The sequence below is a fragment of the Elusimicrobiota bacterium genome (assembly GCA_016722575.1).
Lineage (GTDB): Bacteria > Elusimicrobiota > Elusimicrobia > FEN-1173 > FEN-1173 > JADKIY01.
In genome coordinates, this window is the sequence record JADKIY010000007.1 from 57,920 (window position 1) to 82,502 (window position 24,583).

Below are 24,583 nucleotides of genomic sequence, written 5' to 3' on the forward strand. Positions count from 1 at the left end.
TTGGCGACTCTTGAAATACGGTGAATCGGGGCTATGCTTAAAGCCGACACCATGGGAACCCTTTTCGATCGATTAACCCCCAAACATTTCGCCCGCGGTTGGCCCATTTTCTGGCGGATGAACCTGCCCCATTGGGTGAGCCTGCTTCATCTCGGGGGCTCCCTTTCGGCGGCCTACGGGGCCGAGGGCCTTCTGGCCGACGGACTTCTTCGGCGATGGCCCTCGGTGTTGGATTGCCCGTTGTGGACGACGGCCGCGCTCGGGGGATTGATTTTCGTCGTGTCGTGGCCCTTCGTCCGGTGGTTCCAGCGCGTTCTTCAACGGTGGAGCGACGCGGAGTTTTGGAAATCCCAGTTCGCTCTCCTCGCCGGGTTGGGAAAGTTGAGCCGCGGAATCGCCACGCTTTTGGGGGTTCTGACGTTGCTGTTTCTTCTGGGAATCGACGGCGTTTTGGCGGGCGGGTCCTGGTTGAAGGCCTTGTTCTTCCTGTTCGCGTTGGTCCTGGTCGCCGTTCTCAGCGTGATCGTGGGGTTGTACGGGTGGTTGGCCGCCCAATGGAGCGAATTGAAAGCGGAGAAAGCCCCATGAACGAAATCAAACCCCTGTTGGCCAAATTGGCCGCGAGCGAGGCGTCGGATCTCCACCTGTGCGCCGGGTCGCCCCCCTGTTACCGCCTGAACGGCCGCATCGAACCCATCGAACCGGGGGAAAACCCCCTGGAGTTTCGGGACCTGGAACAAATGATTTTCCACGTCCTCACGGAGGACCAGCAGGCGCGCCTCATGGCGGACCACGAACTGGATTTCTCCGTTGGGTTTTCCGAAATCGGACGCTTCCGGGGCAACGTCCATCGCCAGCGGGGCACCTGGGCGGTCGTTTTTCGGAAAATCCCCCTGGAAATCCCTTCCATGATCGAACTGGGGGTGCCCGACATCGCCAAAACCTTGGCGCTCAAAGAGTCGGGGTTGGTGTTGGTTACCGGGCCCACGGGCAGCGGAAAATCCATGACGCTCGCGGCCATGATCGAAACGATCAATCGCGAGCGGGCCTGCCACGTGATCACGGTGGAGGATCCCATCGAATTCCTCTTCAAAAATCAAAAAGCGCTGATCAAACAGCGGGAAATCGGGTCGGACACCGACGGATACACGACGGCCCTCCGGCATTCCTTCCGCCAGGATCCGGACGTGCTGATGATCGGAGAGATCCGGGACCGGGAAACCATTTCCATGGCCATCACGGCGGCCAGCACCGGCCGCCTGGTGTTGGGCACGCTCCACACCATGGACGCCGTGTCCACGGTGGACCGCTTGGTGGAAAGTTTTCCCGCCGACCAACAAAATCTGGTCCGCAACCAAATCGCGGGCAGCCTGGAGGGGGTGATTTCCCAGCAGCTTGTCCGGAAATCCCACGGAACGGGCCGGGTGCTCGCCGTGGAAATCCTGGTGTCGACCCCGTCGGTTCGGAATCAAATTCGAACGGGGAAAACCTTTCAGGTCATCAGCGATATCGAAACCGGCAAGCGTTTCGGCATGCAATCCATGAACCAAGCCTTGCAAGCCCTGGTGACGACCGACTACATCAAGCTGGAGGAAGCCATCCGGCACACGCGCTTCCCCGATCAACTTCTTCAGAAGCTGGGCGTCCCCCAGTAGGGCCTCCGCGTGATTCTCAACATCGTGATCGGGGCGTTGTTGTTGGGGGGATGGGCGGCGGGGGCCCATCAGCGCCGGTTGTTGGAGGGGAAAGAGTTCGTCCAGGGGCGGGTGGTGGAGTTGCCCGAAGGGCGGGGGTCCAAAGGCGGGCGGATCTACGGCGTGAAGGCCGAATTCAAAGACCGCGCGGGGCGTCCGCACACGTACGTTTCGAATTGGAAATCGTCCAGCCCCGGTTACGCCGTGGGCGATCCCATTCGGCTTTTTTTCGATCCCCAAAGCCCGGACCGGTGCGGCGTAGCGACTTTCGGAATGCGTTTCGGCCTCGCGGCGGGGTTGTGGTTGGCCGGGGCGATCCTTCTGGCGGTCCGGTGGGGGCTTCCGGCGGGGCAATCCTGGTTTGAGCGGGCTTACCCGCTGACCCGGGGGCCCCAGTGAAAAATTCGAAGGAGGTTCGATGACCGATCATTCGACGCGCTACCGTGTGGTTTTGGCGGACGATCATCCGTTGCTGCGGGAATCCATCGCTACTTTTATCGAGGACCACGCGGCCGATCGATTGCAGGTGGTCGCCCAGGCGGCCGATGGGTTGGGAGCCCTCGAGGCCGTTCAAAAGCACGAACCGCACCTGGTCCTCCTGGATCTCTCCATGCCGCGTTTGGGCGGGCTGGAGGCCATCGGACGGTTGCGGGCCCTGGGCAAACCCCTGTTGATCCTGGTGCTCTCCAGTTACGACGATCAGGCCCACATCCTCGACGCCATTCGGGCGGGGGCCGACGATTACCTCTTCAAAAAATACGCAACGGCGGAAGTCGTCGTGGGAAACATCCTCCGAGCGTTGGGCGAACGGCCCTTGTCCCGGGTGGGGACCTTCCAGAAATTGATCCAGTCGGTGCGGGACGCCGGATTGACGGTGGTGGAGGGCGCCGAGGGGGTGCTGACCGGGCTGGATCTTGAAATTTTGAAAAAGGTGGCCTTCGACGGGGCCTCCAACGCGGAAATCGTCGCGGACTTGGCCCGAAACGGCGCCCCGCTATCGGAAGAAGCCGTCGCCAAGAAACTGGCGCAGGTGATCGAAAAGCTGGGGGCCCGAACGGCCGCCCACGCCGTCTGTTTGGCGATCAAAAACAATCAGCTGAGCGCCGACGACGCCCGACGGGCGGGCTAGCGGGGCGGCGGGGGCCGGGGGCTCTCGTCGTCCGCGGCCGCGGGGAAAAGCAGGGTGAGGGTCGTTCCCCGGCCTTCCGCGCTCGCGATGTCGACTCGCCCGCCGTGTTGGTCCATGACTTTCTTGATCACCAGCAGGCCCAGCCCCGAACCGGTTTCCTTGGTCGTCGTTTCTTCAAAAAGGTGTCGGCGCTTTTCCTCCGGAAACCCCGCCCCGTTGTCCCGAACCCAGATCGCCACCCCCTCCGCGCGCGTTTCGGTCCCGATGACCACCTCCCCCTGGCTCCCAATGGCCTCCAGGGCATTTTTGGCCGCGTTTAAGAGCGCCTTGCGGGCTTCGCTTTCCTCCATCCAAGCCAGGGGGGCGGGCGACGCCAGGAGGGTGGTGAGCCGGCAACCGTCGGGCGGGCGCAATTTGGGGACCAGGCGTTGAACGAAATGATTGGCGTTGGTTTTTTTGGCGTTCAGGGGCCGGTCCCGGCCGATGGTCAAAATATCCTCGATGAAATCCTCCATCCAATCCAACGTTTCGTAACTCAATAAAAAGTGCTTCGCCGCCTGGGCGTCGGGTTCGTTGACGTGGGACAAGATCGCGGCCAGGGAGTTGCGAAGGGCCTGGACCAGCTGGCGCAAATCGTGGCCGATGAAGCGCGTCATGCGGCCGAGCACCGAGTCCCGGGCCCTTTTTTCCAATATGGGTTGGGCGTCTTTGAGCAAATGGGCCAGGTCGCCCAGCTCGTCGTGGGATTGAATGGTGATCAGGGACCCGAAGTGTCCGGTGGTCCACCGTTGGACCGCGTCCATGAATTGGTGCAGGGACTTGGTGATGAAAACGCCGAAGAAAACGGCCAACAAAACGGCGAATCCGGTGGCGAAGGCCAGCGAACGCCAAACGCGGCGGCGCACTTTGTCCGCCACCGCCAGGGCGGTCGCCCGGGGTCGTTCAAACACCACCCACCCCTTGAGGCCCCGAAGCGGTTTCTTGACGCCCAGAACCCGGGAGCCGTCTTCCCGCTTGTACTCCCCCTGGGTCCACCGCGGGTCGGTCCAGGGCGCGGGGGCGCGGGGGGGGCGCTCGGGCTTGTCGTCGTTGGATTCGGCCCAGGGCGCCCCCTGGGGGTCCAGGAGGTAGGCTTTTCCGCCCGCCCCTTCGGCCAAGGTGCCCAGGGATTGCGCGAGGACGAACAAGTTAAGACGCGCGACCAAATAGCCTTCAATGTTATTGGCGGGGGACAGGATCGGGACGCAGGTCAGCAACCGGGGATGGGAGGGCGGGACGATTTGCACGCGCCCCAGGAACACCCCGTCTCTGTCCACCGCGGCGCGAAGACGCGGCCATTCGCTGGACGACACCGGCCGTCCTTTTTTAAAGCGGTGCAGGGCGTGGAGGAGCCGTCCCGCCCGGTCGTGGACCCACAAGTCCGTTAAAATCGGTTGGGTGTTGAGGGCGGACCCGAGCGTCCGGCTCACCACCGCCCCGGGGGATCGCACGGACAGGTTTCGTCCCATGCCCGTTAGGAGATTGACGGCCGCGTCGATCTGGCCGTTGACCATGTCCACGGTCCGATCGGCGAGGCCGCTTTGGATTTGAAAGCTGGACGCGGTGAGCGAACGGCTCACCTCCCGTTCCAACCGAAAGCCGAGCCACCCCAGGGGAACCCAGGCGATGACCAACGACACGAAGATGAATTTTTGCCAGAGCCGCACGTTTATTCGGGCTCGAGGAAGGAAACCACCGCTTTTTGCGCGGATCCCCCTCGGTCGGAATCCCGAGGGCTGCGGGCGACGGTTTTAACGCGTCCGGGGTCGATCCCGTAATCCCGCACCAGAACGTATTTGATCCGTTGCGCCCGGGCGGCGGCCAAGGACTCGGCGTTGTTTTCCCGCTCCTCGGCCATCCCTTCGATCAAAGCCAATTGTTCGGGAAAGGCGCGGAGGTTGTTGGCCAGCTGCCGCACTTCCAGCTGAGCGGCCCCGGCCAAATCGCTGGAGTTTCGTCGGAAATGCAATTCCTGCGCCCATTGCCGGTTGGGCGGCGGTTCCGGGGCTTCGTCCCGGGGGGCGGGTTTTCCCCGGCCGGCGCTTTTGGGCCCGAGGAGGACGAATCCTTCGCTGTCGGTGAGCGCGCCCCCGGTCCAGGGAAAAGCCGTCAAGAAGGCCCGGTAAGTCCCCGGGCGGGCGGGATTCCCGTGGGCGCCGAGCCCGTCCCAGTCCAAAGTCGCCGCCAGTTCACGGGTGCCGGAAAAGGTCCGCATCAATCGCCCGGATTTCATTTCCACCAAACGGACCGACCAGCGTCGGATGCGCAGGGGTTCAAAGAGAAAAAGGGAAACCGAAACCCGGGTCTCTCCGTCGGGAGACACGGGCCCCGGGGCCGTGTGAACGTGCACGGTGGGGCCCTCCGTTTCACTTTTCCGCAACGGCGGTTTGACGGGTTGTATGGCCAGCCGAAATCCTTCAAAACCCTCGGCGGTCCCGCTGGCGAACCGAAGGTAAAAGGAAGCCGGCGGCAGGGAGAGGGGGAGAAACACCTCGGCCCCAAGACGGAAGGCCTGCAAGGAGCGCTTTCGATCCTTTTCGGTGGAGCGGGCCGGGCGGACGATGGTCACCCCCACGGCCGCGTCCGGAAACGTGAGGGCGTAGTCCCGGCAAAGGGCCAGGAGGGTCCGGGCGCGATCGGTCAAGGCTTCCCCGTCGTTGGCGAACAGCGATTCCGAATACAGCGCCAGCGACGCGCCCCCGCCCCGACGATCCACGCGGAGTCCGGAATAGAAATTGTCCATTTTCGAAAGGAGGGATTCCCGGTTCTTGGTCAGTTCGTCGGTTTTGACGGCGTTGTCGACGGGCCCGGGCGAAGAGGGGTCCGCCGCGACGGACCGTCCTCCGGCGCGGGCCGCCCCGGCGGCGGGGGCGGCCGACGCGGGCCCCCGGACGGAGGCCATCAGCATGAACAAGAACAGCGCGCGGTGTCGGATCACAGAGTGGGTCCTTTGGGTTCCTCCTCCAAGTGTACTGCTCCCCCGGAAAATTGCAAGGACCCCCTTGAATATCCGTTCGGGGATGCCCATACTGGGGGGGGCCGTCCCGGGGGGTTTCCGGCGGCCACTTTTTGCGACGCGAGGTCGATGGTGAAAGTCAAAGTGGGTCCCGAGCACGTCAGCCGGTTGCGCGATGGGTTGATGCGGCAATTGTTGCGCGCCCGCCTGGAAGGGAGGTCCGAACCCGAAAAGCTGCTGGAAATCGGTCGAGGGGAATTCGCCGAAGAACTCATCCGGCAAATTCCCCACCTGACGGTTTCCGCCCACGACCCCGCCCTTCGGACCGACGCCGACGTGGTCCGCCCTTTCCCCTACCCGGCCCACACGTTCGACGCGGTGTTCGCCGAGGAAGTCCTCGTGGGGTTCGATCACTTCTACCACTTGTTGGGTGAAATCGCCCGCGTGCTGCGCCCGGGCGGTGTGTTGTTCCTTTGGGATCTGAAAGCCCGCCTGCACGAATGGACGGTCCCGGAACTGATCGGCCTGCTGAAGCCGCCGCCTCCCCCGCCGCCGGCGTCGCCTCTGGACCAAGCGACGTTAAACGAGAAGCTTCACCGGGTCGAAGCGATTCCGGATTCCACGGTGGGCGTGTTCACCTTTAAAATCGCCAAGACGCCGGTCGAACGGATGTCGATTCATCGCCTTCGCCACGCGGTCTACGTGGAAGAGATGGGTTGGGAACGGGACAACCCCGAACACCCCGGTCTGGAAATGGACGAGATGGACCCCGTGTCCGTCCTTCTCGGGGCCTACACCTCGGACGGGGAGGCGGTCTCCACCATCCGACTGATCCTGCCTCTCGGCAAAAACCTTCCCTTTCAGAAGTATCCGGGGGGCGTCGGGGTCGCCCCGCCCGCCCCCGAGCGCATGGCCGAATTGTCGCGATTCACCACGAAGAAGGATTTCCGTCGACGGGGATCCGACGGCTTGTTTGCGCCGCTTCACGACGCGGCGACTTCCGGGGAGTCCTCCGCCGGGGTGGCGTCGGAGCGGTTGCTGATCGTCCTCGGATTGTTTCGATTGGTGTTTGAAGTCAGCGGGGTGTTGGGCCTGTCCCATTGGTTCGCTCACATGGAGAAGCGGCTGGCCCACAGCCTGAAGCGGTTGGGACTCTTTTTTGAGGAAGTGGGGCCGGAGGTCGTCTGGCCGGATTGCCGTCGACGGTTGACCTACCGCGGAGACATCGAATCGATGCACCACCGCTGCCTGGCCCATTCCAGCGAATTGGTGGAACTCTTGACGGGACGAAAAGCCTTGGCCCCGAAACCCGGAGGTCCCGTTTGACGGGCGGAGCGGGGTTCTCGCGCGACGCGGCGTTTTCCCGAACCCTCGGGTGGGTGACGGCCCCCGAGTTGGAGCGGTTAAGGACCGCCCGGGTGGCCGTGGCCGGCCTGGGGGGGGTGGGGGGCGGGCACGTCCTGGCCTTGGCGCGCCTCGGCGTCGGGCGGCTCGCGCTCGCCGATTTCGACCGTTTTGAAATTCACAACTTCAACCGCCAGTCCGGCGCCTTTTGCTCCACCGTCGGCCAAACCAAGCTCGAGGTCCTCTCCCGAATGGCCCGGGACATCAATCCGGAAATGGACCTGCGGGCGTTCCCCGACGGGGTCACCGAAACCAACGTGGACGCCTTTTTGGACGGGGTGGATCTTTACATCGACGGGCTCGATTTTTTTCAATTGGAAATACGGCGAAAGGTCTTTGCGGCCTGCCGGGCCCGCGGAATCCCGGCCGTGACCGCCGCCCCCCTGGGATTTGGAACGGCGATGATCACGTTCCTGCCGGACGGGATGAGTTTTGAATCCTATTTCCGACTGGAGGGTCGTTCGGAGCCCGAGCGCTACGCCCGCTTCTTGGTGGGTCTGTCCCCGGCTCTCCTTCACATCAAATACCTCGTGGATCCGTTGGCGGTCGACTTTGCCCAACGGCGGGGCCCTTCCACCGGGGTCGCTTGCGAGCTTTGTTCCGCGGTGGCGGTCGCCCAAGCTCTGAAATTATTGCTGAAGCGCGGACCCGTCCGCGGCGCCCCCTGGATCCTCCAGTTCGACGCCTACCGCCAAGTGGCCCGCTGGTCCTACCGGCCCGGGGGAAACGCGAACCCCCTGCAACGGCTTCTCATCCATCTGATTCAACGGCGACTCAAGGCGAAGGCGTTTTGACCGGGCGCGGCGCGATCGATCAAGTGTTGGAGCGGGCCCGTTGGGCCCCCTCCGGCGACAACACCCAGCCGTGGCGTTTTGAGCGGGTTTCCCCCGATTCCGTTCGGATCGTCGTCCGCGACACGCGCCGCCATTGCGTGTACGATCTGGACGGTCGTCCGACCCAGTTGTCCGCCGGCGCGTTGCTCGAATCGATGTTTTTGGCCGCCGGCGCCATCGGTCGTCGGTTGGAATGGAAGCGACTGCCCTCCGGCACGGAGGAGCGCACGGTGTTGGAGGTCCGTTTGGGGGGGGCGTCGGAAAGCCCGCCCGACCCCCTTCACGCGTATCTGGAAACCCGGTCGGTTCAGCGCGGGCTCCTCCGCCCCCGTCGGCTGACCTCGGCGGAAAAAAGCCGGATTGAAAGCGCGGTGGGGGCGGACCACCGCGTCGTTTGGCTGGAGTCGGCGGTTTCCCGGTGGCGAACCGCCGTTCTGCTGTGGCGTGTGGCGCATTTTCGTCTGAGCCTCCCCGAAGCCTACGACGTGCACCGGGACGTCATTGAATGGGGGGCCGAGGTCAGCGAAGACCGGATGCCCGACCGATCGATCGTCTCCAACGCCGCTTTGCGGTGGGCCATGCGTTTCGTCCTTAAGAGTGCGGCGCGCGTGCGGTGGTTCAACCGTTGGCTGGGGGGGGCCTGGTCCCCGGGTTTCTTGATGGATTTCCTGCCCCAGTTGGCCTGCGGCGCCCAGGTTCTTCTCCTCGCCGAACGGCCGCCGTCGACGGTGGACGATTTCCTGGAATCGGGCCGGGCGGTTCAGCGTTTTTGGCTGGCCGTTACGCGGGAAGGGCTCTGGCACCAACCGGCTTACACGCCGATCCAATTCAATCGATACCTCCGCGAAGGCCGCGCGTTTACGGCCGACGGGGCTGTGGAGAAGCTGGCGCGCCGGTTGAACGCCGCCTACGAACGCTGGTTGCCGACCGATCCGGCCCGGGTGGTCTGGTTGGGGCGCGTGGGGGCGGGGTCGGGGCCCCGTTTCCGTTCCCTCCGAATTCCCCTCGAACGACTCTGGAGTTCCCCGGCCTGAAAACCCTCTTGTTTGTGGCCGAAGGCGCCACTTTGAGCCACATCGCGCGGCCCCTGGCCTTGATCCGCGGCCTGGACCGTTCCCGATACCGACCCCTCATCGCCTGCGCTCCCTGGCACGCGAAATGGGTCCGGGCCGAGGGCCTGGACCCGTTGCCGCTCGACTGCCGCTCGAGCGAGGAATTCCTGCGGGCCCTGGAGACCGGACGGCCGGTCTTCGACCTGGACACCCTTCGGCGGTACGTGCAAAACGACCTCCGCCTCCTGGGCCGCCACCGGCCGGACCTCGTGATCGGCGATTTCCGACTTTCGCTCTCCGTGAGCGCGCGCCGCGCTCGCGTGCCCTACGCCGCGCTCGCCAACGCCCACTGGAGCCCCGCCGGCGGGCCGCGGCCTTGGATTCGACCGGTGTTGTCGGGCTGGAATTGGCTGCCGTCCGCCGTGCTCGACGTCGTCGGCCGGGCGGCGTGGCCTCTCGTTGAGCGGCTTCACGCCGCCCCGCTGAACCGGCTTCGGCGGGAAAACGGGATGGCCCCGCTGAAGCCCGATTTGAGGTGGATTTATACGGAGGCGGACCACGTCCTCTACGCCGATCCGCCCGCCCTTTACCCCGATCTTCGGTGCCCGGACCGCCACCGGTTCCTGGGCGCGGTGCTGTGGTCTCCCGAGAAGAATCCGGCCCCGGGCCCCCGTCCGGGCCGGGAGGGCGAGCGCGTCTACGTCGCTCTCGGGAGCTCGGGCAGCCCGGGTTCGTTGGACCCTTTGCTGCGGGCGCTCGAGGAATGGCCCTGCACGGCCGTCGTCTCCACCGCGGGGGGGCCGGCCCCCTCCGGTTTTCCTCGGGCGCAATTCGCTCCCTATTGGGACGGGGGGGAACAATCCGCCGGCGCGCGTTTGGTCGTTTGCAACGGCGGCGCCGGAGCGGTTCATCAGGCGCTGGCGGTGGGCGTCCCGGTCCTCGCGGTGTGCCGGAATCTGGATCAACTGTTGTGCATGCGCGCGGTGGAAGCGGCGGGAGCGGGGCGGGTCCTTCGGGAAGATCGATTGACGGTTCAACGGATCAAGGCCGCTCTGCGCGAAATTTGGGAAAACCCGAAAATGCGGGCCGCGGCGGGGCGCCAGTCCGCCGGAATCTCCGTTCGAGAAACCGACGCGCGGTTCGGCGCGTTCCTGGAAGAGATTTTTCGTTAAGCGGGGCGGTTAGAAGAAAAAGCGAATGGTCAGATACGCTTGGTCCGCGGCGTCGTAGAATCCCGCGGCCGAACTGGGGGGGCCGCCGTAAAGGTCCACGCCGGTTTCAAGCGTCACGTTGGGAATGTAATAAACGGTGACGGCCGGATTTTGGTAGTAACTTTTGTCCGCAAAATCATAAAACCCCCGGAACGTCGGTCGAACATGGCCGCCGAACATTTCAAAGCGCAATTCCCCGCTCAACTGGGTGGTTCGCGGGTGAAGCGGGGCCAGGGTGGGATCGAAGTTCTGAATGAAAATTTGTTGCACGGCCACGTTGAGATAGCTTTTGGCCGGTCCGTTGTAGTCCACGCCGACCAAGTAACGGAGCTCGGGTTTCCGGACCTCCGTCAAGGCGGCGGAAATGTAGCTTTGACTGGACACGTAGGCCACGTCGCCTCTTAACCCCAGATCGCCCAGAACCGTTTCAAACTCCGCCCCCCAAACCTCTTCCCGAACATACCGCAGTCGAATCTTTTGGCCCGAAACGACGGCCCACTGGACCATGTCTTCCAGGGTGGGGGATCGGCCGGGCGACGGCGGGGGGGGGATGGCAAAACCGCGAAGCGTCGGAAGATCGCGGTAGCGCGACAGATAGCTGAACGCCAGGTCGACCCGCCACAGGGAACCGGAAATTTTGACGCCTCCCGCGGCGTCGCGGAGCGTTTTGGGCCGCTCCTCCAGCGCCACGGGCAAGGGCCCGTAACGCCGCTCCAGGTGACCGAACAGCGCCCAGTCGCTCCCGTACAGCTGGATTTCGGAAGGCGTAAAGTAGGGGATGTAAATGCCTTGAACGGAAACGGCGTCCGAGTGGATGTCCAATTTGGCCATGGGCACGGGAATTTTCCGGTCGGCGCGGTCCCGGGTGAGACCCAGGCGGAGATCCTCGGGGTTCAGGTTGTCCAGGGGGCTCTGTTCGTCGGACTTGCCCCAGCGGACGATTTGATTCCCGATCCGCAGGCCCAGATGGTCGGAGGTGAAATTGGCGTAGATGTTGTAGGGGCGCGCTTTGCCTTCCTGGATCCACTCGCCGGCGACGGCTTGGAACCGGTCGCTGGGCCGGTACGTCGCTTCAATCTGGGCGTCGGTGAAGGTAAAATGCCGGTCTTCCAAGGGGGAATCCCGCGCCGTGTCCCAATTGAAGCGGTTGGTGACTTTTCCCGCGAGTTTGACAGGGAACGCGCGCGGCGGGCCCGAGCGTCCCAGCGTGTAGCGGGGGGTCGGTCCGCCCTCCCAGCGGGGCTCCGAGGCCGGACGTTTTTTCCGCCCGTCCAAAGAATAGCCGCCCCACGCCGTCGCAAAACCGACGGACAAAAAAAGCAGACCAACGCCCGACCGTTCCTCATTGGGGTTGGCCCAGGGCTTCGCGCGTGAACATTCGGTCCGGCAATCCCGAATTGTAAGTGATGGAGCGGACCCGCATGCGGGTGGCGTGGTTGCGCTTGAGGTCCTTCATTTCGCTTTCGGTGGCGGTCCAGAAACCGTCTATTTTTTCCAAGGTCCGGACGGTCAGGACTTTCGTGGCGATGCGCGGAACCCCGTCGTGGTAGTCAATTCGCAGGGGAACAAAAATCCCTTTGGGAATCCAAACGATCCAACGTTTGTATTTGGACGAGGACGGTTTGCGCGGGGTGCTTTCCACAACCCAGCAGTCGTAGGCTCCCACCTTCTCTTCTCGAAGGAGTCGGTGGGCGTCGTCGTCCAGCTTGCGCTCTTCCATGTCCTCGTAGGTGTAGTCCGTGTTGGCGAAGCTTTTGTCTTTCTGGCCGGAGACAATACGGCGGTCGCGACCCAATTCGGGCAAAAACAGGAACTGTTCATCGCTTTTGTCCTTGACCTGCCAGGAGAGAAAGGAGGTCCCCGCGATGTTCGCCGGGTCGGTGAACCGAATCAGGGATTTGGACAGCGTTCCGTAATCCTTCGCCGCCGCCGTCATGGCGCGGGCCTCCGTGTATCCCGTGCGGTCGGTGAGCAGCATGTCGATCTGCGCAATGGAATCCTTCCCATCGTCACGGTCGATCACTTTTTTTACGATGGACCGGCCGTCCGGGGCGGGGCCGGCGTATAGAGCGATTCCGTAGAAAACCGTCACGGCAAAGGCGAGTCGGCGCATGGGGTCATTCCTTTCGGGGGGAATAAAAAAGCCATTGGGGTCGAAGATAGAAAATCGACTTAAGAAAAAACATGTCGCCGATCATCCCGGTGGCCATGATCACGACGTTTAGGAAGCCGTATTGAACCACGGGCACGAAATGCCCCAACATCAACACGCCGAACCCCGCGCTCAAGATCGCGGCGGAGGACAAGGCGGCTTCCCCCTTTTCCCCGGTCACGTCGTGCAGCGCTTGCGCCAGAGGCCGGCCTCGGTCCAGAAATTCCTTGAGCCGCGTGAAGAAGTGAACGGTGTCGTCCACGACGATGCCGAAGGCCGACGAAGCGATCAGCACGGTGCCGGTGTTGACGGTGATCCCCAAGGCCGCCATGATGCCGAAGTTGAGCGTGATGGGGAACAGGTTGGGGACCAGGAACAACAGCGCCATCGGGGCGGACCGGAGCACCAGGGCCATGACCAGGCCGATGGTGAGGACGGCGCCCGCGATGTTCTTGATCTGGGAACGAATCATGGAATCGGCGGTGCGGGAGCTCTCCACGCCCTCGCCCAGAAAATCCACCCGCCACCCTTCCGTGTCCGGTCCGGAAACGATCGCCGTCATTCCCCGGAGCAATTGCCCGATGAACTTGGATTCGTCGCCGTGAACCCGCACGCGCAGGCGTGTCCAGGTGTAGGCGTTGTTGACGTATTCCTCCAAATCGTCGGCGTCGTACAACAGTAGGTATTGATCCACCAACCGCCGCGACGCCGGCACCGCGTAGTACCGGGGGTCGTCGGCGTGAAACGCTTGGTTCATTTGCTTGAAGTAGTCCACCACCGAAAGCGAAGCGTCGACCCCGGGCAAGGCATCGATCGCTTTTTGAATCCGATCCAGCCGCGACAGGGCCTCCGGGTCGCGAAAAGTCCCCGGGGTTTCGGTTCGAAAAGAGAGGTCGATGGGCGTGACGCCGGCCAGACGGTCTCGGATGAATTCAAGATCCAGCCGAAGCGGTTCCTTGGCCCGGAAGAAGGTCAGGGCGCTGTTCTCAACCTGCAAACGGCGCATTTGCCACCCGGCCCAGGCCAAAGCCCCCACGCAGAGGGCGAAGACGATGGCCGGGCGCCGCCGGACGGTCTCGTGCGCCTTCCGCACCGCCGTGGGTATCGCGCGGGATTCATGCGTTTTGGGATCGCGCCAGAGTCCCCGCGCCGGCAAAAGGAGCACCAAGGGCGCCACCAACCCAAAGGTGAAAAGGAACTCAAAAAACATCCCGGCCGCCGCCAAAAAACCAAACCCTTGAACGGCCGGAATGTCGTTCCAGGCCAGCGATCCGAATCCGATGGCCGTGTTCACGCTGGTCAGCAAACAGGGGAAGAGAATTTCCTTCAGGATGCCCTTCAGCCCGGCCCGGGGCGACCCCGCCGCATCAAGGGTTTTGCGGTCCAGGTGGGAAAACAAATGGATCAAGTCCGAAAGGGACAAGGTGACCACCAAGGGAAGAACGGCCACGGTTGTGCTGCTCATCGGAATTCCCGCGGCCGCGGAAAGACCCACCGTGGCCAAAATGGTGGACAGCACACCGACGGCCGCCAAAAAAAGGACCCAGCCGTTTTTGAAAACCCAATACACCGTCGCCAGGGCCAGCACCAAGACCAGGGGCATGAATCGGACCACGTCCGCGTTGGTCATGTCCGCCATGGTCCCGCCGGTCACGTCGTTTCCGGCCAGATGAAAAATCCATCCCGCCTTCCGGTGGAGCTCCAGGATCGACTTGACCTGCCGAAGAATGGCCGGGTTTCGTCCGTCGCCCGACGGCGGCAGATACACCACGACCGCGGCGGTCCGGCTGTCGAGCGAGATCAGATTGCGGCGGTACATTTTGTTGTCCAACGCGCGGCGCCGAAGGGCGTTTAAAGCCCTTTCGCCGGTCGGGGGGGTCTCAAACAGCGGCTCCACCGTGAAGGAATCCGCCGTCCCCACCATGTCGTTCACGTTGGCCAGGCTGAGGGCGCTTTCCACCCCGTCCACGGATTTGATTTCCCCCGTGAGGGTTTTGAGAAACGAGAGGGTCTCGGTCGTGAACACATCGTGGGTGGACAGCGCGACCACGAAGAGATTGTTCTTGGCGAAATATTTTTCCAGTTCGAGCCGGAAAAGGCGGGCGGGGTCGTTTTTCAGGACAAAATCGTCCACGTCGGAGCGCAGCACCACGCGGGGGGCCTGGACCCAAAAAAAAGCCCCGAACAAAAAGACCCCCAGGGCCAGGACCCAGGGTCTTTTCATCATGCCGTCGGCGATGAAGGCCACCGTCCGATCCCGGCGGGTCACGCGATGCTCCGTGTTCACGAAGATCGGCGCAAACCGCCGGCCGTGGTCGACCGTGGACGCGGACGCCGTGACGACGTCAAGGAAGTGCCGGTGCGAATGAGGTGTGATTCATGTTTGGGAACGCCGATCCTTCGGTGTCTCTCGGATCGGAACCGCAACGACCCGAAGGGCAGCGCTCTCGATAGTATACCCCCGGACGCCGGAAACGCAACCGTTTTGAATTCAAAGGGGCGGGCGCCCTGGGCGCCAGGGGATTCGGAAGCCGGTTTCGGTGCCGAAAGGGGGGCGCTCGGCTCGACGCGAAAACGAAATGCCAAAGCCGATTCGGATTTATTATTTTGTTCTCCAGGAGAATCTCCCCATCGGCGGATTGAACCGGAAAGGCCAACGGCTTGTTTCGGAGCGCGGGACGGGGGGAAAGAAGGAGGTCCCTTTGAAAATCGTTCGGTTGTTTCTTTTGGTCAACGCGCTCGCGTTTTTGATTAATGGTTTTGTTTTCTTGATCGCGCCTCAGGCGATGTTGCTCTGGTATCTCGGCGCCCCGGCGCCCAACGTGGGCACCCTCGCGGAAACGCGGGCCATTTTCGGCGGCATGGGTTTCGGCATCGGCCTGTTTTTCCTCGATCTGCTTCGAAGGGACCCGTCGGCGGGGGTGCGGGGCGGTCTCACGGTTCTGGCCTCGATTTTGGCGGCGCGCCTCATCGCCGTCCCTTTCCAGGGGGTCCCCTCCGGCCCCCCCTTGGTTTCAATGTGTGGAGAAATCGTGTTGGCCGCCCTCGGCGTGGCGGCCTGGGTCTTTCTCCGATCCGTCCGGCCGGTTTCGTGATGGGGAGGCGATCGTCCACCGGCCGGGCCGGGCGTCGTTTCAAAAGAGGAAACCACCCCCCGCTGAGAACCGCGCGGCGGCTTTCCCGGTTCCCGGGGGGAAGCCCCGGAATTTAACGTTGGCGGAAAACCAACCGTGAAGTCCCAACGCCGCGGGGCACGAATTTAATCAAAGAGGCCGGCCGCCCCCCCCTCGGGGGAGCGACCGGCCCTTTTGTTGGAGGGGGCGAATTACGGCGTGACGGTTTTCGTGGTAACGTCGATGTTTATGGACCGGTCTCGGGTTTTGCCTTCCGGGTTGGTGACCGTGATGTCCCGGTGTAGGCCCGCCTCGGTTTTGGAGGTCTCCGCCGTCCGGTTCCAGGTTTTCCCGTCCTGATTGGTCCGGGAGCCGGTCGTCGTGATTTTCCCGTCCTGCACCGTGGTCTTGGATTCGATGGTTCCGCTTTTGCCCGTGCCGGTCTGGTAGCTCCCGGTCATGGAACGTCCGTCGTCGGTCTTCGTGATTGTTTTGTCGATGGTTGTGATTTCGCCCTTTTCATTGGTATACGTCGTGTTGACGCTGCGGCTGCCGTCGTCGTTTTTGGTGGAGGTCCGATCCACGGAGGTCGTGTGGCCCTGGGGGCCGGTGACGGTCCCGGTTTGGTGGTAGGCCCCTTCCCCGGTTTTCTCCACGGTTCCTTGCCGGGTCCCCGTTTTTCCCCCGGGCCCGGTCGTTTCGGAAGAATAGGTCCCCTTTCCGGTGGACCGATCCCAATGGCGCTGGACGTTTCGCTCGGCGGATCCCCGTTCGGTTTGGACGGAGGTGGAGCGGTTCATATGCCCGTGTTCTCTTGAGGTGTTGGACGCCCAGGTCCCGCCGCCGCGGTTCCCTTGAAAGGTGCCGCCTCGGGAGCGCTCCCGAGCGGTCGCGGGCCATGCCAATAAAGTCAAAAGCGCCATTCCCAACCCCCACTTAAAAACCCTTGTGTTCATGATTCCCTCCAGGACGATGCCATCGATTATCGGACGGTCTTTGGACCGCCGTAATTCTTGGACGCCGCCACCGGGTCCAAAGTGTCGCGTCCTCGCCCCGTTCGAGTTTGAAAGTGTCCTGGCCACCGAGGCGACGATTCGTTGGACCACGGATGAGCCGAGCACCAGCGGCGTTGACTATGGTCCGACCATTTCCTACGGGCTGGCCGTTCAAGAAAACGACCTGGTGACCACGCACCGCCTGACTCTCACCGGCCTTCAATCCGATTCCCTTTACCACGTTCGAGTTTTTTCCCGCGACAACGCCTCCAACGAAACCGTCGGGGCCGACCTGAATTTCCAAACGCTTAACGCCGCCGGGGATTCCGCCGATCACTCCCACAGCTATCCCAGCCCCTGGATGGCCGGGGCCGGAGTGGACATGACGTTGAGAAACCTTCCCGCGGAACACCGGGTTCAAATCTTCTCGCTGAACGGTCGGTTGATTCGCGCGCTGATGTCGGACGGCGGCGGAAGAGCTTCCTGGGATGGCCGAAGTGAGGACGGCGAACCAGTGGCCTCGGGCCTTTATCTCGTGGTTAGCGATGCCGTCGTATTCAAAGTCGTGGTTTTGAATTGAAGTAGTTCCAAAAACATTTTTTAAACGAAAACCAAATCCCCCGCCTCGGGCGCTCCCACCGCCCCCCCCAACGATGCGAACCCAGCGGATGGAACCCGTTGGGGGCCTCCTTGAATTGTGATTTTCAGAAAATGATTGTGGGGGTGGGATATGAACTCACGAGCCGCCGGCCTTGGTGGCACACCAAGGCCTGATGGTGGCGCCGCGTTTGAAGCGGCGACAACCTCACGGTCAATGCCCGGAGTTCGGGCATTCGAAGCTTGCGCCTCTACCGCGTTTCGAGCCGCGGACCGCGGACGAGGTCCGCGGTTAAACGGTGGGAGCCGGGACTTGACCGGCGACCGACCCCTCGGCCATGCCCCGGAGTGAGGGGCATCGTGCGGCGGATTGAATCGCGAGAAACAAGGTGGCGGAGATAGTGGGGCCACCTCAAACTTTTGCCCACATCACCTACCCGAATATAGCACACAACGTTTGGGACAACTATCGCCTGACCGGCCAATACCACCTGCGCCAGTCTAAACTGTCGCCCCCTCCTAAGTGAGATCACGAGTTGCGCCCCGCTTTTCTGAGCCGTGGCCTTGGGCCTGCGCCCAAGGCATGATGGTGGCGACGGGATCTAACCGGCGCCTGCCTTCCGGCCAAGCCCCGGACTGTGGGGCTTTGCGCGGCGGCATTCAACCACGTTATCGTCTGCGGGCTCCTCGCTTCGGCGTTCATCCGTTCGGGCACAAAGTTGTGCCCGCCATGCGGGAAATACCGCGCGGTCGCGGCGCGCACGCACCACCGGGTATAGCAGTGATTACTTCCCGCGCCTGATGATGGGAGCTGCCCGCAGAGAACCCCAGCGGCTTCGCCGCCGGAACGGGGCTGAACGCTGCGGTTGAATCGCTGACCGGGAAAACCAAAGCCCGGCGCTGCGGTGGGAACGGAGACCGGGGCGGTCGGCCGGCCCGCCACAAAAAGCTCGCGGCGGGCCGCCCTCCCTTGGCTGGTTGCTGGCGGCTGAATCGGCTGGGTTGGAACGAGAGGGGAAACGCTGCGGTTGGCCGCGGCCACAGACCGGCCGCGCTGAGGGAACCCCGCCCCGGCCGCCTTCGGCGGCCACGCTGTCCGGGCCGCCGTGCCTCTATATGCCACGGCCTGGCCGTGGCGGTCCTGGCGCGCGCGGGGGCAAGGTTGGGCCCGGCGGCCCGGCCATCGTGCCCCATCCCTTCGGGCTGGGGCGGGGCGGGAGCCACAGCAACAACTTGGTTTGTGCCCGGCCGGGCACAATCTGGGTGGCTGTCTCGCTGTTTCCGTGGGCTTGGGGCGCCATAGCCGCGGCCACTTCCAAACAAGTGGCCGCCCCGCTTACTACCACTTCCACGGCCGATGGCCGCGAAAGGTAGCCCATGCTACGCAGGGAGCAATAACGCGTCGTCCTAAACACACCCCTCCCCCCCACGGCTTCACGCCCTACTAGGTTTCCTGGTTAGCGTTTGTCCCATTTGCCTTGCGTCGTCTCCGCGCTGGGTCCGGCGGCCGTGGCCAGGTGCGCGGCCTCCGGCCGCGCACGGGGGCGGGGTGCAGGCCGCCGCCCATGCAAGCCCCCCCTCCCCAAATGCCTTGGCACCGGCCAAAAATAGCCAGGTGTGTGTAAAATGTTCTTCATATGGGTGCCAATTCATGACAATGGTCGCGGCTTGTCTATTTAAAGATGGCGGAGTAATAATCGCCGACAGCAGGGCAACCCTGCTAGATCCCAAGGCAGGTAAAGCGGTGGCGGTTCAAGATGTCCTCCAAAAAATCCTTCCAATAAATCGTCGTCTAGGTCTGGCATATGCCGGCGATGTTTCAACCGTTGGTGTTATCGCTCGCCATGTCCGTCAACAGATCAAAGATAAACCGCGCCTTGGACTAGTGGGGAAATTGGCCGTCGAACTCCCGCGAATCGCAAGGCACAATTTTGCCGCTAGAAAAGCGCGTGGCCAAGTGGCCGACAGTGTGGATTTGGTCCTGTTTGGTGTAGGAAATGCAGGCGCTCCCGAAATCTGGTTTTATTCTTCACCAGATTTTCAGCCGAGAAAACTGCAAGAAGGATTTATGGTGACGGGCTCTGGAAATATTGTCGCGCCGTACTTGGCGGCCGCTTTTCTAAGAATAGAGCAACTGCCAGATTTAAAAGCGCGTGCTGACCAACTTTTGACGGGGTTGTCGGGTGAGTTGGCTAGGCAGGGCATAGATTCCGTGGGGGGCATGTTTCAGATCGTGACTATCGAACCTGGGGGAATCCGGCCGTTAATTCATGGATTCATGGAATTAAATCCCGAGGGACCGGGAAAAGCAGTCTCAATGGATATCAAAGGTGGGAAATGGTTTCAAACCGATCTCGCAACAGGCGGGCAAGTTTCTCTTTCCGAACCGACAGACATAAAATTTCTTAATCGCCAGGATGTGCGGATGGTGGATTTCCATCCACCACCCCCGCCTGGGCCATCAAAGTGGCACTTGACAACTTTATTGACCTGCCATACCTTGCAGGCTTCTGTTGGCCGGGTTGAGTTTACAAATCTGGTTTCAAGGGTAGGACATGCGAAGTTCCCCATGAATCTTGAGTGCGTTGCTGCCTTCAGCTTCTGGGGTCCTAATGGAAAACATGCCGTCGAATTATTCCTGACAAAGCCAGGCGAACGAGTTCGGATCTACCATGAGGAGATCGTTATCGAATTCTTTCCGGAAGAATTTGAGATGTCCAGGAAAGTGATCCTCCCAATAACGACCCGGACATCTTCTATTAGAGGTGTGCATCGATGGGCAAGTTTTAGGAAAACGCCCTTTATATTTTGGCGAGATCAAGCCGCCCGCAACAGAGGAAGAGGCGAAATCGACCGAGTTCAAGAAGCGAGTTTTTGACGCGCTTAATGAGCTGCCTGATACGACGATTCCCGCGGGATTTGAGATAACAGATCCGCAAATAGTTTACTTCTCACTTTGTCAAAAATGCGAAGCGAATTCTATGAGCGTCTCCCTCGAAGGGGAATTCGTCGTGGTTTACAACAAGACCTATCCTTTAACGGTCCCGATGGTCATTGCGAGTGCCTTCATCCTTCCAAAGGGGAGCCATGAGATCCGGGTGGAATTTGTTAACGCGGCAACACGCGCGATTGCAAGGGTAATAACTGCATCGGGGGCTTCGACTTCGTCGTGGCGGGTCGTCCCTATAGTCGGCGAGTTTAAAGTGGATTTGCCTGCCGCGGGGATTTATTTTGTAAATGCCTATGTCGGTGACCAGCTTGTCTGTTCCCGTTTTCTCAACGCCGAAACTGACAAACCACGCTATTCCTACTCCTTGTTGCCCGAGGATGCGCAACGTGTGGCAAAGGGGGAATTCCTAATGTTGCCCCGTCGGTCTCGTGGCTTAGGGAATCCTCAGTAGACCCGGGCTAGACCTCGATCAAGCATTTCTTGGTTTAGCCAGCGACCGTGCTGGAAGACTTGTTCCTTGTCGGCATCATCTTCAAGGCTGTAGAAAACGTGCATCACATAGCGCCCGTGACGGTCCTCTTTCCCGGTCCGCACGACGATGGTTTTGGCTTTTGCCATTTGGTCTCGGACAAATTGAAAGGCTTCATCGCCGCCGTCCTCGTTCAATCGGGGCGCATCGATAGCAGCAAGGCGAACGGTCTCTTCGATATGAGTTTTAAATCCTAAATCGATGTTCACGTCAAAGGTGTCGCCGTCAATTACCTTAAGGATCGTGACCCGGTAGATATAGGGACCCCCTTCTGGGCGAGCCAATTGCTTGACCTTTTTCGCTGTTGATTCGAAATGACTGAGAGCGATATGGTCTGCTTGTATCGCTTTAACTAACTCGTCGCGGGTCCATTGGTGTTTCTCCGCTTCCCGTTGATAGAAGTTTCGCTCCTTGGGACCCGGAAGGGCCAATAGCTCGCGAACATGGGACCAAGTCAGGTTCGTTTCAGGGACTCCCTTGGGGTAAGCTAGATAGAACTGAACGCAACGAACCAGGGTTGTGCGGTCTATGTTAAGCTGCTTCGCCATGCTTTCCAGGACGGACTCGCCGTATCCAGCGGTCTGTTCCAAGTCCTCCTTCTCAATGCGGGCGCCTATCAGGTGGTAGGTCTCCAATAGAACCCGGCCGATGGCAGCTTGTGCCCTTGCACGCCCTTCATCCAGCTATGCTGCTCCCCATTAAGGCCGGGGTCCTGCTAAGAGAGTAAAATGGGGCTGAGACCCGAACCGAGGAGACTCAGCCATGAAACGAAGAGAATGGGACCCGAAGAAGCCATGATCGTCCTCCAAGGACTACGCGGTAAAGCCATCGCGGACCTGTGTAGCGAACACCAAATCAGCCAGGCCCAGTATTACCAGTGGCGTGACCACTTTTGGCCAATACCGACCGCATCTTTGACAAACACCCCGACAAAAAAGTTTCGACTCCAGGAGGAGAACGCCCGGCTCAAGCACATGATCGGGGAGCTCACGATGGAGTTAAAAAAACGAAATCGAGCTCAGGAGCTCGGGCTTTGAGGCAGCCGTCCTGTTCCGTCACCCAGCGCAACCAGGACATCGTTAAAAGATCAAGAACCTGAAATCGGATCACCTTCTGGGGATACCGGCGGATCTGGGCCCGGCTCAAATACGATGAGCACACGAACATCAACAAAGCGCGTCCTGCGTTTGATGCGTCGCCATGACCTCTTGGTGAAGCCCAACCTGCGCCTTAAAGCCAAGAGGACGTCGTCGAGGAGCAAGCCCGTCGCCGTCCGCCCCAACGAATGGTGGGGCATCGATATGACCAAGGTCCTGATCCAATCTACGGCTGGATCTACGTCGTCTTGGTGTTGGACTGGTATACCAAGACGATCGTGGGTTATTACGCCGGACCCCAGGCCAAAACCCAGCACTGGTTGATGGCGCTAAACATGGCGGTCAATCGGCGGTTCCCCATGGGAGTCGTCGCGGTCAGGACGTCAAGCTCATGAGCGACAATGGCTGCCAGCCCACGTCCCGGGTTTCAGAAGGCCTGCAACGCCTTGGGGATTACCCAGGCGTTCACCAGCTACAACAACCCCAAGGGCAACGCTGACACCGAGCGGTCAATCGGACCCTGAAAGAAGAGCTCGTTTGGCTCCGCGAGTGGGACAGCCCGTTTGTCTTTGTCAAAGAACTACAGAACTGGATCGAAATCGATTACAACCAGCGGCACCGGCACTTGACCCTCGGCCACCGAACACCGGCCGAGTTTGAGGCCCTTGCCATCAACCAACCAGCCCCGGCACTCTCTTAGGAACCCCTTGACTAATGGGGAGCATTACACAGCAGATGTCGGACATCGGAGACAAGCTTTAAATACCGGCTAGGGACGAGGGTTGAGGGCATGAATTATGTCTCCTATTCTGGTTTGACTCCTCCCGCTTTTGCAATGATTCCGCGAATCTCAGATGCCAACTCCTGGCTCTTTTTCAGTAGCCCAAGAACATCCCGCCAATTTTTGCGGTGCCTCTGCCACATCTCCGGTCCCGCCACGGCGGCAAAGTCTATCTTTGTGGGCTGCCGCCACGCTTCGTATGCGGTGAGATGGGCGATACGGTCTTTGAGATCAGGTATCCCCCGGGTCGTCGGAGAGCGAGGGGCAGTTCCTTCCATCCAAGACCGCCAATGCGATTTTCCTTTGGATTGGTTGCATTTGCCGCAACTGGGGACCAGATTCGCTAGCTCGGTTATATAACCGGTAGGTTCTTGATTACTGATGATTGGGCGAAGATGATCCCATTCGGTCTCTTTGTCTCCACAGTAAACACATTGAATGTTGTTCGGGGACATGCCTAAAATTCCGAGAGCTTCGATTTCTTCAGCTTCGGTGGGGTCGATGATCGGAATGATGGCACTGATAAAGGCATTTGTGATGCTTGAGGAACGTCCAGCAACGCTCATCAATGCTGGGAGTCGACAATATCTGATCCTCTTAGATTTGCGTCCTTGCGAAGAAGCTATTTTTGCCCTCGGTCAGAAGTTCCGTAAGAAGCCCCACTAAATTTCGGCCGATGTGACCGATGAGTGCGGCCACGAATCGTCGGAACGTCAAGGCGGGATCCGGTTCGGTTTTTTTTGGATTTTTCCCTTTAGTGGATATGATAAACGCTGTGGCACTATAAAGTCTTTCCAGGACAAGGCGTTGGCAAAGGGTTTTATAACGGGAGCTGTACGAAATCCCTTGGCGGGCTGTGGGCTTTGGTCCAGGGGCCTTGAAAATGGGGTCCACCTCGAAAAAGGGTTCCTTGAGAGTCACCGGAGAATGGACTTCAGGGCAGTCCTCCAGAAACACATAGCCCAGAAAAGGTGTAGGAGAGTCGCCGAAGCGTTTTTCACGGAATGCTTTCCAGAGGTCCTCAGCACTACCGATGGCTTCCTCTGCTCGATTATTGAAGTTATTTCCGAACGAAGGACCAACCTGGGCCTTAAATTCTATAGAAGCGAGCAACCGTCCCTGGTTAAGGACAATCATATCCCAGCGTTTTTCGGGACGATAATAACCGGGAAGCTCTAATTGTTTTTTTGCTTTCACTGTCTCGCTGCTCTCGTTTTTCCCGAGCTTTATAGTTAGGTCGGGTATGCCGGTGTCTTTCAATATGTCGGCGATCAAAGTTTCAAATGCCGCCATATGCCCGCCGCCAGTCACAGCACCACGCGTCCCCGCATCCACCTTTCCCGCGAGTTCCTGGCGAGAGGATTGGGTATGTCGCGTTACCCAGAAATATTGGACCACCTTCTGGAGGCGGTCCTCCAATCCCCGCATAGCTCGCTCAATGTCCACGGTGGCTCCCATTACTCGGGAATGCGGTCAATTCCATAAATCTTAAAGGCAATACTGTTTGCAGCTGTCACATCTCTATTGCGGAAGGCCGAGATAAGCCGTTTTTCTTGTGATCGGGTAATGGATTTGGGATTGGGCACCCGAATTTTTCTCAAATACTGAGCCTGCATGCGCAAGTAACCGCCGCGCATTTTTACTCCGTAGCATTCCACGAAGAAGTTGCCCACGTCGCTCATGAGGAGTGCTCCAAGTACCTCCAGGTCCCAGCCTGTGGACGTGATGTGGTAAAGGTTGTGGTGGGGGTAAGTCTCGCCTTGATCCAGGACGGGATGGATGACGCTTTTAATGTCAGGGATATAAAGTTTTGATTTGGTGAGGAGGGCGTTATTGATTCGATCGATAGTCCTATACCAAGTCTGAGGGTTCTTTTCGGCCACGTTTCTTCCACCCAAGGCTTCTTTGTGCCGCAGAAAATAACTCTCCAGCTTGGGATACTGTTGTAGGTCCACAAGCCCTTTACCGTTCCATGGGTTCACGAGGAAATGCCCGCTCCAACGCACTTCTCCCGTATTCAGATCTGATGTCAGGGCAAGCGGCAGCAGGCG

Annotated in this window: 23 protein-coding genes; 13 read left to right on the forward strand and 10 right to left on the reverse strand. The window is 60.8% G+C overall.

Going from position 1 to position 24,583, the window contains the following annotated elements; translation table 11 throughout:
* Nucleotides 1-33 precede the first annotated feature (33 nt).
* The 4 genes from IPP68_12205 to IPP68_12220 are packed head-to-tail and all read left to right on the forward strand — an operon-like array spanning nucleotide 34 to nucleotide 2,823.
* The gene (locus IPP68_12205; protein ID MBL0351111.1) at nucleotides 34-588 is read left to right on the forward strand and encodes a hypothetical protein; all 555 of its coding nucleotides are present in this window, start codon (nucleotides 34-36) and stop codon (nucleotides 586-588) included.
* Entirely contained in the window at nucleotides 585-1,655 is a 1,071-nt protein-coding gene (locus IPP68_12210; protein MBL0351112.1) for a PilT/PilU family type 4a pilus ATPase, read from the forward strand. Before IPP68_12205 ends, IPP68_12210 begins: the two co-directional genes overlap by 4 nt.
* A gap of 9 nt (nucleotides 1,656-1,664) precedes the next feature.
* On the forward strand, nucleotides 1,665-2,093 hold the full coding sequence (locus IPP68_12215) for a DUF3592 domain-containing protein (protein ID MBL0351113.1): 429 nt from the start codon (nucleotides 1,665-1,667) through the stop codon (nucleotides 2,091-2,093).
* A 19-nt stretch (nucleotides 2,094-2,112) separates the two neighbouring features.
* The gene (locus IPP68_12220) at nucleotides 2,113-2,823 is read left to right on the forward strand and encodes a response regulator transcription factor (GenBank protein MBL0351114.1); all 711 of its coding nucleotides are present in this window, start codon (nucleotides 2,113-2,115) and stop codon (nucleotides 2,821-2,823) included.
* On the opposite strand, the gene IPP68_12225 is transcribed toward IPP68_12220, so the two are convergent.
* Nucleotides 2,820-4,529, reverse strand: a complete 1,710-nt coding sequence (locus IPP68_12225) for a sensor histidine kinase (protein ID MBL0351115.1) — start codon at nucleotides 4,527-4,529, stop codon at nucleotides 2,820-2,822. The genes IPP68_12220 and IPP68_12225 overlap by 4 nt on opposite strands.
* Nucleotides 4,530-4,531: 2 nt before the next feature.
* A complete protein-coding gene (locus IPP68_12230) occupies nucleotides 4,532-5,800 on the reverse strand; it encodes an OmpA family protein (protein MBL0351116.1) in 1,269 nt (422 codons plus the stop codon).
* Nucleotides 5,801-5,947: 147 nt separating this feature from the next.
* Here IPP68_12230 and IPP68_12235 point away from each other — a divergent pair, with 147 nt between their 5' ends.
* The 4 genes from IPP68_12235 to IPP68_12250 are packed head-to-tail and all read left to right on the forward strand — an operon-like array spanning nucleotide 5,948 to nucleotide 10,279.
* Nucleotides 5,948-7,144: a GNAT family N-acetyltransferase gene (locus IPP68_12235; protein ID MBL0351117.1), complete on the forward strand. Its 1,197-nt coding sequence runs from the start codon at nucleotides 5,948-5,950 to the stop codon at nucleotides 7,142-7,144.
* On the forward strand, nucleotides 7,141-8,016 hold the full coding sequence (locus IPP68_12240) for a ThiF family adenylyltransferase (protein ID MBL0351118.1): 876 nt from the start codon (nucleotides 7,141-7,143) through the stop codon (nucleotides 8,014-8,016). The genes IPP68_12235 and IPP68_12240 overlap by 4 nt, the downstream gene beginning before the upstream one ends.
* Entirely contained in the window at nucleotides 8,013-9,089 is a 1,077-nt protein-coding gene (locus IPP68_12245) for a molybdopterin biosynthesis protein MoeY (GenBank protein MBL0351119.1), read from the forward strand. The genes IPP68_12240 and IPP68_12245 overlap by 4 nt, the downstream gene beginning before the upstream one ends.
* A 32-nt stretch (nucleotides 9,090-9,121) precedes the next feature.
* Entirely contained in the window at nucleotides 9,122-10,279 is a 1,158-nt protein-coding gene (locus IPP68_12250; protein ID MBL0351120.1) for a glycosyl transferase family 1, read from the forward strand.
* A 9-nt stretch (nucleotides 10,280-10,288) separates the two neighbouring features.
* Here IPP68_12250 and IPP68_12255 read toward each other — a convergent pair whose 3' ends face one another.
* The 3 genes from IPP68_12255 to IPP68_12265 are packed head-to-tail and all read right to left on the reverse strand — an operon-like array spanning nucleotide 10,289 to nucleotide 14,739.
* Nucleotides 10,289-11,632 carry a hypothetical protein gene (locus IPP68_12255; protein ID MBL0351121.1) on the reverse strand — a complete coding sequence of 448 codons (1,344 nt, stop codon included), beginning with the start codon at nucleotides 11,630-11,632 and terminating at the stop codon, nucleotides 10,289-10,291.
* Between the two features lie 28 nt (nucleotides 11,633-11,660).
* Complete coding sequence (locus IPP68_12260) at nucleotides 11,661-12,431, reverse strand: outer membrane lipoprotein-sorting protein (protein MBL0351122.1); 771 nt, start codon at nucleotides 12,429-12,431, stop codon at nucleotides 11,661-11,663.
* A 4-nt stretch (nucleotides 12,432-12,435) separates the two neighbouring features.
* Nucleotides 12,436-14,739, reverse strand: coding sequence for an MMPL family transporter (locus tag IPP68_12265; protein MBL0351123.1), 2,304 nt, complete (start codon nucleotides 14,737-14,739; stop codon nucleotides 12,436-12,438).
* Between the two features lie 310 nt (nucleotides 14,740-15,049).
* On the opposite strand from IPP68_12265, the gene IPP68_12270 reads away from it, so the two are divergent.
* The gene (locus IPP68_12270; GenBank protein ID MBL0351124.1) at nucleotides 15,050-15,565 is read left to right on the forward strand and encodes a DUF4345 family protein; all 516 of its coding nucleotides are present in this window, start codon (nucleotides 15,050-15,052) and stop codon (nucleotides 15,563-15,565) included.
* A 230-nt stretch (nucleotides 15,566-15,795) separates the two neighbouring features.
* Here the strand turns inward: IPP68_12270 and IPP68_12275 are convergent, their stop codons facing one another.
* Entirely contained in the window at nucleotides 15,796-16,383 is a 588-nt protein-coding gene (locus IPP68_12275) for a hypothetical protein (protein MBL0351125.1), read from the reverse strand.
* A 382-nt stretch (nucleotides 16,384-16,765) separates the two neighbouring features.
* On the opposite strand from IPP68_12275, the gene IPP68_12280 reads away from it, so the two are divergent.
* The 3 genes from IPP68_12280 (at nucleotide 16,766) to IPP68_12290 (ending at nucleotide 20,576) form a co-directional block, all read left to right on the forward strand.
* A complete protein-coding gene (locus IPP68_12280; protein MBL0351126.1) occupies nucleotides 16,766-17,158 on the forward strand; it encodes a hypothetical protein in 393 nt (130 codons plus the stop codon).
* A 1,668-nt stretch (nucleotides 17,159-18,826) separates the two neighbouring features.
* On the forward strand, nucleotides 18,827-20,053 hold the full coding sequence (locus IPP68_12285; GenBank protein ID MBL0351127.1) for a hypothetical protein: 1,227 nt from the start codon (nucleotides 18,827-18,829) through the stop codon (nucleotides 20,051-20,053).
* A 103-nt stretch (nucleotides 20,054-20,156) separates the two neighbouring features.
* Nucleotides 20,157-20,576, forward strand: coding sequence for a hypothetical protein (locus IPP68_12290; GenBank protein ID MBL0351128.1), 420 nt, complete (start codon nucleotides 20,157-20,159; stop codon nucleotides 20,574-20,576).
* On the opposite strand, the gene IPP68_12295 is transcribed toward IPP68_12290, so the two are convergent.
* Nucleotides 20,570-21,244 (reverse strand): thermonuclease family protein, encoded by a 675-nt coding sequence (locus tag IPP68_12295; protein ID MBL0351129.1) that lies wholly within the window; start codon nucleotides 21,242-21,244, stop codon nucleotides 20,570-20,572. The genes IPP68_12290 and IPP68_12295 overlap by 7 nt on opposite strands.
* 204 nt (nucleotides 21,245-21,448) lie before the next feature.
* Between IPP68_12295 and IPP68_12300 the strand changes: the two genes are divergently transcribed.
* A complete protein-coding gene (locus IPP68_12300; GenBank protein MBL0351130.1) occupies nucleotides 21,449-21,691 on the forward strand; it encodes a transposase in 243 nt (80 codons plus the stop codon).
* 864 nt (nucleotides 21,692-22,555) lie between these two features.
* Here IPP68_12300 and IPP68_12305 read toward each other — a convergent pair.
* From IPP68_12305 to IPP68_12315, 3 genes are all read right to left on the reverse strand, one after another.
* A complete protein-coding gene (locus IPP68_12305) occupies nucleotides 22,556-23,098 on the reverse strand; it encodes an HNH endonuclease (protein MBL0351131.1) in 543 nt (180 codons plus the stop codon).
* Between the two features lie 31 nt (nucleotides 23,099-23,129).
* Nucleotides 23,130-23,960: a restriction endonuclease gene (locus tag IPP68_12310; GenBank protein ID MBL0351132.1), complete on the reverse strand. Its 831-nt coding sequence runs from the start codon at nucleotides 23,958-23,960 to the stop codon at nucleotides 23,130-23,132.
* Nucleotides 23,961-23,989: 29 nt separating this feature from the next.
* Nucleotides 23,990-24,583, reverse strand: a 594-nt coding sequence (locus IPP68_12315) for an SAM-dependent methyltransferase (GenBank protein ID MBL0351133.1), incomplete at its 5' end; no start/stop codon positions are given.